This window comes from Occallatibacter riparius (assembly GCF_025264625.1).
GTDB classification, from domain to species: domain Bacteria; phylum Acidobacteriota; class Terriglobia; order Terriglobales; family Acidobacteriaceae; genus Telmatobacter; species Telmatobacter riparius.
On sequence record NZ_CP093313.1, the window covers coordinates 3,075,048 to 3,088,968 of the forward strand.

12 protein-coding genes are annotated in these 13,921 nt (G+C 62.1%); 5 read left to right on the forward strand and 7 right to left on the reverse strand.

The features are described 5' to 3' along the window. Position 1: 1 nt before the first annotated feature. The 4 genes from MOP44_RS12415 to MOP44_RS12430 form a co-directional block, all read right to left on the reverse strand. Positions 2-742 (reverse strand): ubiquinone/menaquinone biosynthesis methyltransferase, encoded by a 741-nt coding sequence (locus MOP44_RS12415; RefSeq protein WP_260796352.1) that lies wholly within the window; start codon positions 740-742, stop codon positions 2-4. Continuing rightward, entirely contained in the window at positions 742-1,842 is a 1,101-nt protein-coding gene (gene aroB / locus MOP44_RS12420) for a 3-dehydroquinate synthase (protein WP_260796353.1), read from the reverse strand. The genes MOP44_RS12415 and aroB overlap by 1 nt, the downstream gene beginning before the upstream one ends. Before the next feature lie 56 nt (positions 1,843-1,898). Continuing rightward, positions 1,899-2,663, reverse strand: coding sequence for a Crp/Fnr family transcriptional regulator (locus tag MOP44_RS12425; protein WP_260796354.1), 765 nt, complete (start codon positions 2,661-2,663; stop codon positions 1,899-1,901). 564 nt (positions 2,664-3,227) lie between these two features. Next, on the reverse strand, positions 3,228-3,953 hold the full coding sequence (locus MOP44_RS12430) for a ferric reductase-like transmembrane domain-containing protein (protein ID WP_260796355.1): 726 nt from the start codon (positions 3,951-3,953) through the stop codon (positions 3,228-3,230). Positions 3,954-4,073: 120 nt separating this feature from the next. On the opposite strand from MOP44_RS12430, the gene nadB reads away from it, so the two are divergent. Then, positions 4,074-5,681, forward strand: a complete 1,608-nt coding sequence (gene nadB / locus MOP44_RS12435; RefSeq protein ID WP_260796356.1) for an L-aspartate oxidase — start codon at positions 4,074-4,076, stop codon at positions 5,679-5,681. 5 nt (positions 5,682-5,686) lie between these two features. Here the strand turns inward: nadB and MOP44_RS12440 are convergent, their stop codons facing one another. Next, a complete protein-coding gene (locus MOP44_RS12440) occupies positions 5,687-6,859 on the reverse strand; it encodes a lactonase family protein (RefSeq protein ID WP_260796357.1) in 1,173 nt (390 codons plus the stop codon). Between the two features lie 414 nt (positions 6,860-7,273). Further along, positions 7,274-7,873: a hypothetical protein gene (locus tag MOP44_RS12445; RefSeq protein ID WP_260796358.1), complete on the reverse strand. Its 600-nt coding sequence runs from the start codon at positions 7,871-7,873 to the stop codon at positions 7,274-7,276. Between the two features lie 894 nt (positions 7,874-8,767). On the opposite strand from MOP44_RS12445, the gene rpe reads away from it, so the two are divergent. Together rpe and bamD are read left to right on the forward strand one after the other, a co-directional pair. Continuing rightward, a complete protein-coding gene (rpe, locus tag MOP44_RS12450) occupies positions 8,768-9,433 on the forward strand; it encodes a ribulose-phosphate 3-epimerase (protein ID WP_260796359.1) in 666 nt (221 codons plus the stop codon). A gap of 348 nt (positions 9,434-9,781) precedes the next feature. Further along, positions 9,782-11,323, forward strand: coding sequence for an outer membrane protein assembly factor BamD (bamD, locus tag MOP44_RS12455; RefSeq protein ID WP_260796360.1), 1,542 nt, complete (start codon positions 9,782-9,784; stop codon positions 11,321-11,323). Positions 11,324-11,512: 189 nt separating this feature from the next. Here the strand turns inward: bamD and MOP44_RS12460 are convergent, their stop codons facing one another. Then, entirely contained in the window at positions 11,513-11,689 is a 177-nt protein-coding gene (locus MOP44_RS12460) for a hypothetical protein (protein WP_260796361.1), read from the reverse strand. A gap of 155 nt (positions 11,690-11,844) precedes the next feature. Here MOP44_RS12460 and MOP44_RS12465 point away from each other — a divergent pair, with 155 nt between their 5' ends. Next, positions 11,845-12,495, forward strand: a complete 651-nt coding sequence (locus tag MOP44_RS12465; protein ID WP_260796362.1) for a DUF3761 domain-containing protein — start codon at positions 11,845-11,847, stop codon at positions 12,493-12,495. A 250-nt stretch (positions 12,496-12,745) separates the two neighbouring features. Continuing rightward, entirely contained in the window at positions 12,746-13,921 is a 1,176-nt protein-coding gene (locus MOP44_RS12470; protein ID WP_260796363.1) for a dipeptidase, read from the forward strand.

The following is a 13,921-nucleotide window of genomic DNA, read 5'->3' on the forward strand; positions in this document are numbered from 1 at the left end:
ATCAGGTTCGCGTTGCCGTGTAGAGTCCGGCGATGCCGAAGGTGTAAGGCTGCCAAGCACAATCGTCATAGCCGACTGCGCGCATCATTTGAAGCATCTGCGGAGGCGGCGGAAAGTTGCCGACCGAAGTTGGAAGGTAGTTGTACGGGCCGTCCTTGCCGCAGATCATGCGCCCAATCGCGGGCAGAACACGACGAAAGTAAATGGCGTAGGCTTTGCCGATGAGGCCGCCGGGCTCGCTGAAGTCGAGTATGCCCAGTTGTCCGCCGGGCTTAAGCACGCGATGAAACTCGCGCAGGCCGCCTTCGTAGTTCGACAGGTTGCGAAAGCCGAACGCAGTCACGATCAGATCGAGCGATTCGCTGCGCAGAGGGAGATGCATGGCGTCGGCCTCAAGTGCGATGGCTCCGCGGCCCGCGAACTTGCGTGCGCCTCGCGAAAGCATGGCGCGCGCGAAGTCGCCGGCGAGAACGGGACGAGCGCCGGTGGGGCGGTGTTTGAGCAGGGCCATGGTCATGTCGCCCGTGCCGCAGCAGATGTCGAGAATGGCCGCGTCGGGGTTCGACAGGATGGTGCGGAAGCGCCGCGCGGTGCGCCGCCACCAGAGGCGATCGATATTTGCGGAAAGGACGTGGTTCAGCAGGTCGTAACGCGGCGCGATGGAGTTAAACATCTGCTGGACGGCCTGCGCCGCGCTAGACTCATTGTCTGCGCCTGCCGGTTTTGCGCCCGAGACCGGCATCAGGCATGCCTTTCAGCGGCGCGAGCCAGCATGTATGCCGCTGCGCTTTCCAATTCGGCTGGAGTTACATCTTCGACGACGCCTGCATCGCCGATTCCTACCGGAAGTACGAATCGGCGCACGCCGCCGGTGTTTTTCTTGTCGGATCCGCTGGCGGCCACGAGTTTACCCGGGCGCAGCTTGAGAGGCGGCAAAGGACCGTATAGATACACCAGGCTCTCGAGACGCTCGCCCTGGCGGCTGCTGATGGTGCCCCGCTTTTTGGCAAGATGCAGTGCGGCGATCATGCCCCAGCCGACAGCCTCGCCATGCAGCAGCGCCTTGTAGCGCGTAACCTGTTCGATGGCGTGGCCGAGAGTGTGGCCGAAGTTGAGAATCATGCGCAGGCCGCTTTCGCGTTCATCGCGATTGACGACGTCGGCCTTCATGCGAACCGAGGCGGCGATTACTTTTTCGAGAGCCTTGGGGTCGCGCCTTAGCACGTCGTCGACGTGTTCTTCCATAAAGCGCACCAGGGTGCGGTCGCGGATGATGCCGGCCTTGATGCTTTCCATCAAACCGGAGCGCAACTCGCGATCGGGCAAAGTGCCGAGCACACCGATATCCGCGAAGACGGCGAGGGGATGATGGAAGCTGCCGATGAGGTTCTTGCCCTCAGGGAGGTTGACACCGGTCTTGCCGCCGACTGAGGAATCAACCTGGGCGAGGAATGTGGTGGGCACCTGCACGTAACGGATGCCGCGCATGAAGATGGCGGCGAGGAATCCGCCGACATCGCCGACGATGCCGCCACCGAATGCGATCAGCAGGGAACTGCGATCGCCGCCGGCGGCGATCATCTGACGCGCCATCTTCTCTACGTTGACGAGGTTCTTGTGCTTCTCGCCCGCAGGCAGAAACAGCGCAAGGGGCGGTTCTGGGAACGACTCCGAAAGTGCTTTGCCCCACAGCGCCCAGATCTCAGGCGATGTGAGGACGAAGATGCGTCGCGGAAGCCGCCCCGCGATGCGCTCAATGCGTGGCGCCAGCGAGCGCAAAAGTCCGCTGCCGACGAAGACGTCATACCGGGCCGATGGGGTTTCTACTCGTATGGTTTGCACGCTGCTCTTATCGTAATCCACCGGGAGTGCGAAGCAGAGCAGCGGGCTGTGCGGAGTTATGCGGTGTTTGGCCTGGCCATCCTGGCGTCAAGCTCAGGCGCACCGCAATAGAAGCTGCCGTAGAGTTCGCGGATGGTTGGATAGCATTCGCATGCTACCTGTTCCAGCCCTTCGGGGTCGGACACATGAATACGCCCGCGGCTGTAATGAATCAGGCCGCGCCTCTGTAGCTCGCCTGCGGCCGCGGTGACCGTGGTGCGCCGCGAACCCAGCATCACGGCAAGGAATTCCTGGGTGATGAAGAAGTTGTCGCTCTCGGTACGGTCACGGACCATCAGAAGCCAGCGTGCGAGACGTTCCTCAGCCTCGTGCAAGCGATTGCAGCCGGCAAGCTGACCGAAAATGGCGGTCTGGCTTTGCACGCCCTGTAGAACGCAGTTGCGCAGTTCCGCGCAGTCGTGGAACTCCCTCTGCAGTTCATGGAACGGCATGCGGAGGGCCGTGCTTTCCATCTGCACAATGCAGCGGTTTGGAATGCGGGCGTCTCCGAGAAGGTGGAAGCTCTCTACGAGACCTTCGCGGCCCCAGAGGCCCACCTCTGTGCTGGCTCCGTTGGACATCGAAACGACGATCGACGCCACTCCGGAGGTTAGGAAGTGCGCGTACTTGGGCACTTCGTCGGCCTCGTAGATGATCTCGCGAGGAGCCAGAGTTACGGTGCGCATACGCGCCACCAACGAGGCGCGATAACTCGGAGAAAGTGCTGTGAGCAGCAGATTCGATGGCTGAGCAACCATTGCGAATTTCGTCCAGTTGTTCATGTGCAGAAAGCCCCAAAAAGCTACTACCTCTTCGATGCGATTCTGCGCAGAAGGGAAAGTTGAGTTGCGGTTCGAAAAGGGATTATTTCATTCATAATCAAGAAATTATGTCCTGCAATGGACATAGAGAATGCTTTCGTCCATAACCCTCCTCAGCTTCCGCCAGGGTATGCACCGATTCGTTCCATGGAGCGTCGTTGACGCAGCAGAGGCTGAGTCCTGGCGACGCAGAATGGCTTCCGTTTTTTGTGCCAACCGGGTGAGCAGAGGAGCGGGTTGGCTGACAATCAGCCGCAGCAGGTGCTGCTCACAAAACCGGCTCGGGATACGCGAGGATACGAACGTCTAAGTATTCCTGCCGCACAATCCCCAGGACCGCCCGCCGCTACAACTGCGAACGGCTTTCATGTAATGTGACGCGATTTTTTCGCAGAGGGTTAGCCGCGGACCTTGACAGATAAGCAATGTTCATGCTGATCGGCTGACGTCAGGTAAATTGCATCTAAGTGTAGCTTGCGATAAGTTAGCCGGCTAACCGGTGCTGTAGCTGCAATTGCGCAAACTTCATGGCCTTGGCTGTCGCAATGCGCCATCCATAAGTGGACCCGATACAGCACGCTTTGATGCAAAGCGTTTCGAAAAGCCGAGCGCCTGCATGACGAGTGTGATGGCGATACAGATTGCGATCACTGTGTCGAACGGAAGCTTCTGCTGCTCTATCACCAAATATCCAATGGCGTGGGCGGCCGCAAGGGCAAAGACGGCGTAGTTCCAGCGCTGCAAACTTTTCCATTGGCGCGTGCCCAACCGGCGCAGCGACCAGTCGTTCGACATCGCGAGCAGAGCGGCGAGCAGCAGAACGCTGAGTGCTCCCGCGTAGTTTGAGAATCCGAAGACGTCGTGGCGCAGGCCGTGGTGATGCTCCTGCGGACCGTACACGTAGTAGAGCCAGGGCTTTCCGCGCAGATGAACACATTGGCCGACTGCCGTGTGAATGACTCCGAGAATGCCTGCCCATATGCCGATGTCGCGGCGCAGATCGCTGGAGACCGGATTGGTGCGCCGACGCAGAATGTTCCAGGGACCTGTGAGTAGTGTGATGGCAAGAAGCGCCATCGCCGGATACGCGGTTGAGAAGCTGAGGCGCGTGAGCACGTCGGGATAAGGGCGCGTGAAGTAGAGCGCAGATGCAGAGGCGCACGAGAGCAAGAAGAGCGGCAGGTGATGACGAAGCAGGCGTTTCTGCAGACGGCTCTTACGCGGTGAAGCAATGGGCCCGGTGTTCTTCAAAGCAGATTGATCCTTTGTTGTTGGTACGCGAATTTGGGGAGCGCGGAACACGATGATTATAGGGTTCCGAGTGCGTTGCATGTGTTTGTGCGCCGGGCTGGCTTTGATAGCCTCGAATCAATGAACATTGGGGGCATTTCGCGGGCGCGGTGCGACTTTCTGGTGATGGGCGCGGGCGTGGCCGGGCTTCGGGCGGCGCTCGAGTTGGCTGCACATGGCGACGTGCTTGTGGTCACCAAAGAGGCGGTCAAGGAATCGAACACTCACTACGCGCAAGGCGGCATTGCGGTTGCGGAGAACGACAGCGAAGATATTGCTCTGCATCTGGGCGATACCGTCAATGCCGGTGATGGACTGGTGCATCGGCCCGCGGCGCAGGTGATGGTGAGCGAGGGGCCGGAGCGCGTTGACGAGCTGATCGAGTGGGGCGCGCACTTCGATGAAGAGAACGGGCGCCTGTTGCGTACGCGCGAAGCAGCGCACTCATTGCCGCGTATTCTGCACGCGAACGGAGACGCTACAGGCGCGGAGATCAGCCGGTCACTGGCAACAATGGCGCGCTCGCACGGCAGCATTCGGTTTGCCGAGTGGACATGCGTTACGGAGCTGGTGGTGAGCGACGGCCGTGTTGTGGGCGCCGATCTGCTGGATGCGGGAAACAATGCGACGCGGGTGTGTGCGCGGGCTGTGCTGATTGCGGCGGGCGGCGCGGGACAGGTGTATTCCGATACGACGAACCCCGCTGTGGCTACTGGCGATGGGATTGCTCTTGCGGCGGAAGCAGGCGCGGAACTGGCAGATATGGAGTTCTACCAGTTTCATCCGACGGCGTTTTCGCTAGAGGGCGCTCCGAGGTTTCTGATTTCAGAGGCGCTGCGGGGCGAGGGTGCGTATCTGCGCAACGATCGCGGCGAGCGGTTCATGGAGCGGTATTCGCCGATGCTGGAGTTGGCTCCGCGGGCTGTGGTGGCGCGCGCCGTGGCGCGCGAGGGCATGGGCGAGCGGCTAGACGCGGTGAGGCCCGTGTATCTCGACATGCGCCATGTCAAAGGTATGGACCTGCAAAAGCGGTTCCCGGGGATCAGTGCGTTTCTGGCGAAGTATGGTCTGGAGCTGCAGCGCGATTTGATTCCGGTGCGGCCTGCGGCGCATTACATGATGGGCGGCGTGAAGACCGATCTGGATGGGCGGACTACGATGCCGGGCTTGTATGCGGCGGGCGAGGCCGCGTGCACGGGAGTGCATGGAGCGAACCGGCTGGCTTCCAATTCATTGCTGGAAGGGCTGGTGTTTGGTGCGCGGGCGGCGAAGGCCATGCTGGCGGATGGGCCGCCGAGTGTGGGTTCGCCGGAGCCGGGAGCTGCGCGGACGGCGATGGCACCCGAGGATGAGGAACTGGTAAGCGTCGTGGTCCAGAAGCTGCAGCGGCAGATGTGGAGCTATGCAGGGCTGCTCCGCGCGGAAGAGACGCTGCGGTTGGGCCTCGAGGGGCAAGGCGAATGCGAGCAGGTTGTGGAACGGCTTCTGCAGGAAGGCAAGCAGAGCCGGGCCTTGTTTGAGGCTCGCGCTGTGAGTAGCGTGGCGAAAACCATTCTGCGGTCGGCGCTGGCGCGAACGGAGAGCCGCGGCGCGCACTTTCGCAGTGATTATCCGCAGCGGAACGATGCGGAGTTTCAGAAGCACTCGATTGTGGGCCGCGGCGATGAGGTTGTGTTCGAAGCTTGGTAAGAGCTTCAGGGCACGGCGACGATTGCGTTGGGACGGGTTGGGTCGGTTCCGGTGGACGCGGTGGCGCCCGCTACCAGCTTGCCGGGCGTAGTCGTGTCGTAGGTGTAGGTACTGAGGTCGGGACTTCCGCCGGCATTCACGGCCAGCAGGTAGGTTCCGGTGTTTTCCTGCGCGAGGCCGACGGTGTTGGTGCCGGCATTGATGGTGTTGATCACGGCCCCGAGCGAGTAGACGCCGCCGGTGGAGACGATGGGGAAGCCGGTGATGTTGCTGGTAGTGCCGGCGCCGGTCACCGTCTTGTTGGCTACGTAGACATAGTTGGTCAGGGGCACGATGGCAGACGGGCCCGCGCCAGCGGTGGCGTAGGGCGAGCCGGAGACCTCGGCGATGTGCGTGGAACTGATGGTGAATACGCGCAGGCCGCCGGTCTGGGTGCCGGAGACGGCGACGGTTTCACCCACATAGAGGAGACGATTGGTGGGATCGACGGCGATGGCGGTCGCGCCCCCGCCGGACTTAAGCACCTTGATGTTGCTGAGAGTGCCAAAGGGATTGCCGGTGGAGTTTGCGGTGAACGGCAGGATTTCGGTTCCGCCGGTGCCCATGGCTACGAAGATGTAGGGGGTGCCCTGATTGGCCGGCGAGGCCGCGATTCCGTTGAGGAAGGTGTTCGGCAGCTGGGCGGTTTGCACGGTGCGGGCGGTGTCGAGGATGCCAGTGGAGGCGGAGATGGGGATGGCGTTGAGGATGCCGCTGCCGCCGATGGATTCGATGAGCCAGGTGCCGGTGCCGTCGACGGCCATGGAGGTGGGGAGATCCTGGCTGATGGCCTGGGAGTTGTTGAGCAGGGTGAGCGCGCCGCTGGAGGCAATGCTGTAGGCGAAGATGCCGCCGCCGGTGCTGACGTAGAGGAAGCCGCCGCCGGGTGCGATGGCCATGGCGTACGGGATTACTCCGAGGGACGCCGAGCCGCCGGTGACGGCTTTGGGCGTGGTTGAGCCGGAGGCGAACGCAAAGCCGACGACCTGCTGGGTGGTCTGATTCAGCACGTAGAAGACGCCGCTGGCGTTGCCGCCGCCTCCGCCACCGCCGCCGGAGGGCTTGTCCCAGAAGCCGCTGCAGCCGGTCAACAGTACAGCCAAACCGAGGGCCAGGTGCGCCCAACGAACGCGATTCATTGCCTGCTCCTTTGTGCTTAAGCCTTGCGCGGATCACCCCGGCGGAAGGATAAATCCGCGAAGAACACGTTCAGGGTATCGCCCGCAGGCGAGAGTTGTCTCGCGCGCGGGATGTTGCGCCGGTTCAGTCAATTGGACGCAGGGAGGGGGGGATACGCTCGAAGGCGGGGAGTAGGGAGTAGGGAGTAGGGAGTAGGGAGTAGGGAGTAGGGAGTAGGGAATAGGGACCGGGGACTAGGGACCAGGGAACAGAGAGGCAGGGACAAGGGAAAAAGGGACAAGGGACAGTCAGCTGATCTTTTGGGCAGGGATATCCTGTGTGGCTCGTTGGCATGGGGTGAAGCGGCAGGGTGTTGAGTGGTTCAGGGGTCTCCTTGGCAATTTAGCAGGTTGGCGCGTCGGCGAGTTAGCAGGCTAGCTGGCTGTCGGGAGGGCCAAGCCGCTCTTGGTGAAGGGGGAGGGGGTGGGGGGTGCCTTCTTCCAGGGAGCCAGAGGGGCTTCAGGGATGGTTTTGCCAGAGAGGATCTGCTCGAGCATGGCCTGCACGTGGGCTTTCTCCTTGTCGTTTGCCACCTGCGGTGGGGCCATCGCGCCTGCGGCGCCATTCTTGCCTGGGGGGAGGGGGGTGGGCACCTGCGCCACCTGCGGTGGGGCCACTGCGCCTTCCGCGCCTTTCGTCGCTAGGGGAGTAGGGGTGGGTGCCGGTTGGGGCTGCGGTGCTTTGGATTGCTGTTGAGCGGTGCGGCGGGAGCCGACGGCGATCTGGGTGGCGTAGAGGAGTTTTGCGGCCTCGGCGGTGGTGAAGATTTCGAGGACGAGGCCGTGGGTGACGCAGGCCAGGAATGCGTCGATGGTGGCCGGGGTGAGGAAGGGCATGGCTCGGCGGTAGGCGCGGTTGACACGGGCGAGGGATTCAGGACTGTGGTCGTTGCGGGCATCGTCTTCGGCGCAGGCTTTGTTGTAAGCGTCGAGGCAGCGTTGTACGGCGGATTCTGGTGTGATGGTCGTGGACATGGTTGTACCTTTCGTAAATGTGGTTGTGGTTTCACCCGGTCGCGGTGAGTTGTGCGGGCGCGGGGGCCCCTCCCCGGTCCCCAAAAGCTAGGGACCGGGGGCACCCTGCGCCCGGATTGGGTTTTGGGCAAAGAAAAGCCCGCCGGTTTGGCGCCGGCGGGCGGTGTTTTTCCTGATTAATTTAAGTGTGGCATATTTCGAAGGTAAATCGGCAATTATTTTCGATTTGTATGTAGCTGATAATTTGGCTACTTACAGACTATTTTTCGAAATACCCCTTGACAAGATTTCCACACCACCTGCGGTGGGGCCAACCGCGGCTTCGCCGGCATGCTCGGCAGGGCACCTGCGGTGCGGCTGACCGCGGCTTCGCCGCCATTCTCTGGCCACCTGCGGTGGGACCACTGCGGCTTCGGCGCCATTCTCGGCTGGGATTGAGTTGGTGGCTTCCAGTCAAGGGGTCGTGCGGGAGCGGAACGGGTGGAAAAGCGGGTTCTTCACTCCGTTCAGAATGACAAGTTCGTTGGTGGGAACGCCCAGCCCGAGCAGCAGATTCCCTTCGGGATGGACCAGAAAGAAGAGCAAAAGCAAAGACTCAGGCTGGGTGGGGTTCGCGGTTTCCCAGGTCCCAAAACCGGGGACCTGGGGCACCCATTTTGTGTGGGGGAACGAGCGGGTGGCTGGGTTGGGATCTGTGGTTTCCCACCCTGTCGCTAGAAGGAAGCGACAGGATGGGGCACGGTGAGTTCGTTCGTGAACCGGCAAGGCACATGCGGGTCCTTCGACTGCCCCTTCCGCTTCGTTGCACCAGGTCGCGGCTCGATATCCAGATGACCAAGCAAAGGCGAGGCGGCTGGTAGACTGGCGTTGCAGGGAGGCGTTCCCGTTAAGCGCATGGTTGAGCTTGTTCCATCGATACTTTCCGCTGATTTTGCGCGACTGGCCGAGGAGATTGCGGCGGCGGAGCGCGGAGGCGGGACCGTGATCCACGTGGACGTGATGGACGGGCATTTTGTGCCCAACATCACGATTGGGCCGCCCGTGGTTGCCAGCCTGCGGAAGGCTACGAAGCTGCCGCTGGATTGCCACCTGATGATCGAGAATCCCGATGAGTTTATTCCGGCGTTTGCTGATGCGGGCGCGAACTGGGTGAGTGTGCACTATGAGGCTTGCCGCCACTTGCACCGGACGCTGGAACTGATTGCGAGCCACGGGATGAAGCCGGGGGTGGTGCTGAATCCGGCGACGCGGGTGGAAGTGATCCGCGACATTCTGCCGATGGTGCACCACGTGCTGATCATGAGCGTGAATCCAGGGTTTGGCGGGCAGAAGTTTATCGAGTTCTCGCTGGACAAGATTCGCGAGCTGGCGCGGCTGCGGGCGGAGCTTGGCTTGAGATTCAGGATCGAAGTGGACGGCGGGGTGGCTCACGACACGGTGGAGCGGGTCGTCCAAGCAGGAGCGGAACTGCTGGTGGCCGGGAATGCGGTGTTCGGCGCGGGGGATGCGGAGAGGCATGCCCGGGACTTGCTCGATGCTGCTAAGCGCGCCGCTGGTTGAGGTTTGTGGTTTCCCACCCTGTCGCCAGAAAGAAGCGACAGGATGGGGCACGGCGGATTCGAGGCGGAACCGGCGGTGTTGAAAGCGGGTTCTTCCCCTTCGCTGCACTCAGGGTCAGAATGACAAGGTTGTGGGAGTGTCCAGGAAAGACAAAGGCAAGAACAACCGCAGATCCTTCGCTCCGCTCAGGATGACAGGCCTGGTGGGGATGCTCGGGATCAAGGGCATTTCAGGGTGGGTGTGAGCGGATAAGATAGGGAAGATCCCCAGAGCAAGACTTGCGGTGCGAGACGGGCGAGAACAATCGGGTAGAGGCGGGGCAAGGCTGATCCGCCGCGAAGAGGAATTATGAATCGGTATTCGAACAGGATGGTCGCCGGGGCGCTGGCTGCGCTGTTGCTGACGAGCGCGTCGGCGTATTCGCGGGAGAAGCAGCCCAAGAAGAAGAAGAACCAGGACCTGAGCGCCAATCCGCTGGCCAATGTGAATTCGAAGCAGCCGGACAAGGAACTGTTCGACAAGGCCATGTTGGCGTTGAAGAAGGGCAAGTTCGACGTGGCGCGGCTGGATCTGCAGACCATGCTGAACACCTATCCCGACTCGGAATACAAGATGCGCGCCAAGCTGGCGGTGGGCGACAGCTGGTTCAAGGAGGGCGGTACGGCTGCCCTGACGCAGGCCGAGGCCGAGTACAAGGACTTCATCACGTTCTTCCCAGATGCGCCGGAAGCTGCCGAAGCGCAGATGAAGGTGGGCGACATCTACTACCAGCAGATGGAGAAGCCGGACCGCGATTTCAATAACGCGGTGAACGCGGAGCGTGAGTACCGGAACATGATCAACATGTTCCCGGATTCGACGCTGATTCCACGGGCGAAGCAGAAGCTGAGGGATGTGCAGGAAGTTCTGGCGGAGCGGGAATCGCAGATCGGGCTGTACTACCTGAGCAAGGAGAACTACCCGGCTTCGATTGCGCGTTTGCAAACGGTGGCCGATACCTATCCGCTGTACTCGAAGGGCGACCAGACGCTGCTGAGCATTGGCGATGCGTATGCGGGCGAGGCGAGGCTGTGGGCCATGTCGAAGGCGTCGGGCGCGGTGAAGGAGCGCATGCGGGCGCTTTACCTGGACAAGGCGGCTCAGGCTTACGGCAAGGTGGTGACGCGGTATCCGATGGCTCCCCATGTGGAGGATGCGCGCGACCGGCTGGTGGCAATGAATCGTCCGGTGCCTGAGGCGACGGCGGCACAGGTGGCCGAGAACAAGGCTGAGCAGGACAGCGAACAGCCGATCCGGTTTACGGACACGATTCTGGGGCTGATCAAGCGCGGCCCGACGGTGGTGCAGGCGGTGCACGTGGGTGATCCGAGTCTGCAGGATGCGAAGCGCACGCTGGCGCCGGATATCACGAAGGAAAACGTCGCGTACTTCAAAGAGGCGACCGGTCAGCCGGTGGAGAATCCGAACGGTGCGAAGCCGACGGGGGCGAATGAGCCTCCGCGGAGCGACCGGCCGAGCGAAGCACCGGTGCAGACGGGCGGAGAAGGCGGTACGGGCGTGGGCGTGCAGATTGTGGGTGCACCGGGCGCGGGTGCTGTGCCGGCGACGTCGGGGAATACCAATCCGGCGACAGTGGGTTCGGGTGTCGGCAACAGTGCGGATCCGAACGCGCTGGTGAAGCCGATTGTGCCGGAGACGCGGGCAATGCCACAGGCGGAGAAGCCGGCGGCGGCACCGGACCAGATCAACGACATCAAGCCTGGGCAGAACCAGCAGACGGCCGACGCGGCGGCGAACAGCAAGCAGAAGAAGCCGAAGGCGGACCTGAGCGAAGAGTCGTCGAGCAAGAAGAAGAAGAAGAAGGGGCTGGGTAAGTTGAACCCGTTCTAAAAAGGCAGGGAACAGGCAACAGGGAACAGAAAAGCAGGGATTAGGAACGGAGTAAAACGGCGGGGACCCTTCGACTGCACTCAGGGGCAGGCTCCGGAACGAGGGACGGAAGGGGCAAAGAGGCCGCATCCAGGTTTGGGTGCGGCCTTTGTGTTTGTGGTGGGTGAGCGTGGTGGTTGCGCTGTGGTGTTAGACGGTGGTGTGGTTGTCGGCCCAGGCTTCGCGCAGGGCATCGGCGGCCTTCTGGACGGGGATTTGGTTGCCGGAGTTGGCGCTGAGGGCCTTGGCGCGATTGAGCCAGGTCATGATGGCGGCGACGCCAGCGATGCTGGCGATCAGGTATAGAGACAAGCGGGCGGGTCCCATTCCGTTCGATCCTCCGGTGGGGTAGATGCGGCGGGGTGCGGAGGGAGATGCCGCGGGACGTGCGCAGCGCTGGAGCGGTGTCAGGTCCGGTTTGCGGGGCCCACGTTTGAGCGCGGTTCTGCATCCTATCGGTCCGAGAGATGGGAGGCAGGACTATGAGTGGACAGTTTTTGCGGATCGGATTGGGTGTGATGCTGGCGGCGGCTACGGCTTGCTACGGGCAGGGAGCGCAGGCTGGGGCGAGCGGGCAGGCGGCGGGTACGTCAGCCAAGCCGGGTGATGCGACGGGGCAGTGCAAGGACGGGACGTATACGACCAATCCCAACAAGAAGAAGGCTTGTGCGCAGCACCAGGGTGTGAAGGACTGGTACCAGACGGTGGGCGGCGCGACCGATCCGGATATCAAGGGCGCGGGGACGGGTTCGCAGTCGAAGACGGCGAAGCAGACGTCGAAGTCGGATGAGACGGTGAATCCGCGGGACAATTCGACGATGTCGAACCAGCGGAAGGATGCGATCAACAAGAAGTCGCCGAACGCGGTGGTGGCTACTCCCGATGACAACGGGAAGACGGTTGTGGGTGCCGGGGCGAATGGGTCGGGCGCCGTGGCGGGGTCTGGTTCGGGACGGAAGGCTGCGCCGGGCGGCGGCCCGGGGATGGTGTGGGTGAATACGGACAGCAGTGTTTACCACTGTTACGGGTCGAAAAATTATGGCAAGACGAAGAACGGGAAGTATGAGTCGGAGCAGGATGCCGTGAACTCGGGCGCGAAGCCGGCGATGGGGAAGGGGTGCTCGGTTAAGTAAGCCACCTGCGGTGGGGCCACTGCGGCTTCGCCGCCATTCTCGGCCGGTTGAGGGTCGTGGTTTCCCACCCTGTCGCCAGAAAAAAGGCGACAGGGTGGGGCGCGGTGCGGTTTGGGTAAATCAGGAAAGGCAAAAGCGGGTTCTTCGCTCCGCTCAGAATGACAGAGTTTTGGCTGAGCGCAAGGTGGTGGCGATGATCTGACCTGCTAAGGTTGTGGGTTGTCTTCTGAGGACGTGGGGGGAGGCGGCTTTGCAACCTGTTTCGAGACGGAGATTTCTGGGATCGGCTGCGCGGATTGGTTTGGGGGCGGTGGGGGCTGCCGCGGCGGGGCCGTTTGTTCTGCGGGGACGCTATCGCGTGTTTGCGGCGCCTGCGCCGGAGTATCCGGAGCGCGTGGTGCGGCTGATGCGGGAGTCGACGGTGGTCGACATGCTGAACCAATTTTTGTACAGGCTGGACCAGAAGGACCTGGAAGAGCGCTGGCTGACCGAGGCGGGTGCGTTCAAGCAGACGGATTTCGAGCGGTTCAAGGGATCGGGCGTAAATGCCATTAGCTTCGGGGATGGGGCGGATAGCTTTGCGGACGCGCAGACGCTGTTCTCGAAGTGGAACAACTTTATTGCGATGTATCCGCAATGGCTGATGCGGATTGACTCAGCCGCGGATATCGCCAGGGCGAGGGAGCAGGGGAAGTTCGGGATTCTGTATGGGCTGCAGAGCAGCGCGCAGTTCGAGACGCTGGACGATGTGAACAAGTGCCATGGGCTGGGGCTGCGGGTTTCGCAACTGAGCTATAACTTCCGGTCGCTGGTGGCGGATGGGGCGTTTGAGCCGGTGGATGCGGGCGTGAGCGAGTTCGGCGGCAAGGTGATTGAGCGCATGAACACGGTGCGGATGGCGGTGGACCTGGGGCATGCGAGCGACAAGACGAAGCTGGACGCGCTGGAGATTTCGAAGGCGCCGGTGATTTTGTCGCATGGGAATTGCCGGGCTCTGATTCCGGAGGGGCGGCGAGCGACGACGGATGAGGCGATCAAGAAGCTGGCGGCCAAGGGCGGCGTGATGGGGATTACCGATATTGCGTTCATGGTGAAGGGCACGGAGCCGGTGCGGATTGACGACGTGGTGGACCACTTCGACCATGTGCGGGACTTGGTGGGTATCGAGCATGTGGGGGTGGGGTCGGATGCCGGCATTGAGAGCAACGACCTAGGCGATCCGGCGAAGCTGAAGGGGATGCTGACCAAGGCGGATAAGCGCTATCGCGTGCATGGGACGCACGAGATTGTGCAGGGCCTTGAGGGTCCGAACCGCATGTGGGAGCTGTGCGCGGCGCTGGTGCGGCGGGGGTATACCGATGAGCAGATCGGGCTGGTGCTGGGCGGCAACTGGGTTCGGGTGCTGAAGGAGATATGGGGGAACTGA

Bases quoted from the DNA above. Each gene is read 5' to 3' on its own strand.
- MOP44_RS12445 (WP_260796358.1), bottom strand. From the start codon at position 7,873: ATGTCCACGACCATCACACCAGAATCCGCCGTACAACGCTGCCTCGAC.
- bamD (WP_260796360.1), top strand. From the start codon at position 9,782: ATGAATCGGTATTCGAACAGGATGGTCGCCGGGGCGCTGGCTGCGCTG.
- rpe (WP_260796359.1), top strand. From the start codon at position 8,768: ATGGTTGAGCTTGTTCCATCGATACTTTCCGCTGATTTTGCGCGACTG.
- MOP44_RS12460 (WP_260796361.1), bottom strand. From the start codon at position 11,689: ATGGGACCCGCCCGCTTGTCTCTATACCTGATCGCCAGCATCGCTGGC.
- MOP44_RS12440 (WP_260796357.1), bottom strand. From the start codon at position 6,859: ATGAATCGCGTTCGTTGGGCGCACCTGGCCCTCGGTTTGGCTGTACTG.
- MOP44_RS12425 (WP_260796354.1), bottom strand. From the start codon at position 2,663: ATGAACAACTGGACGAAATTCGCAATGGTTGCTCAGCCATCGAATCTG.
- nadB (WP_260796356.1), top strand. From the start codon at position 4,074: ATGAACATTGGGGGCATTTCGCGGGCGCGGTGCGACTTTCTGGTGATG.
- MOP44_RS12465 (WP_260796362.1), top strand. From the start codon at position 11,845: ATGAGTGGACAGTTTTTGCGGATCGGATTGGGTGTGATGCTGGCGGCG.
- MOP44_RS12415 (WP_260796352.1), bottom strand. From the start codon at position 742: ATGCCGGTCTCGGGCGCAAAACCGGCAGGCGCAGACAATGAGTCTAGC.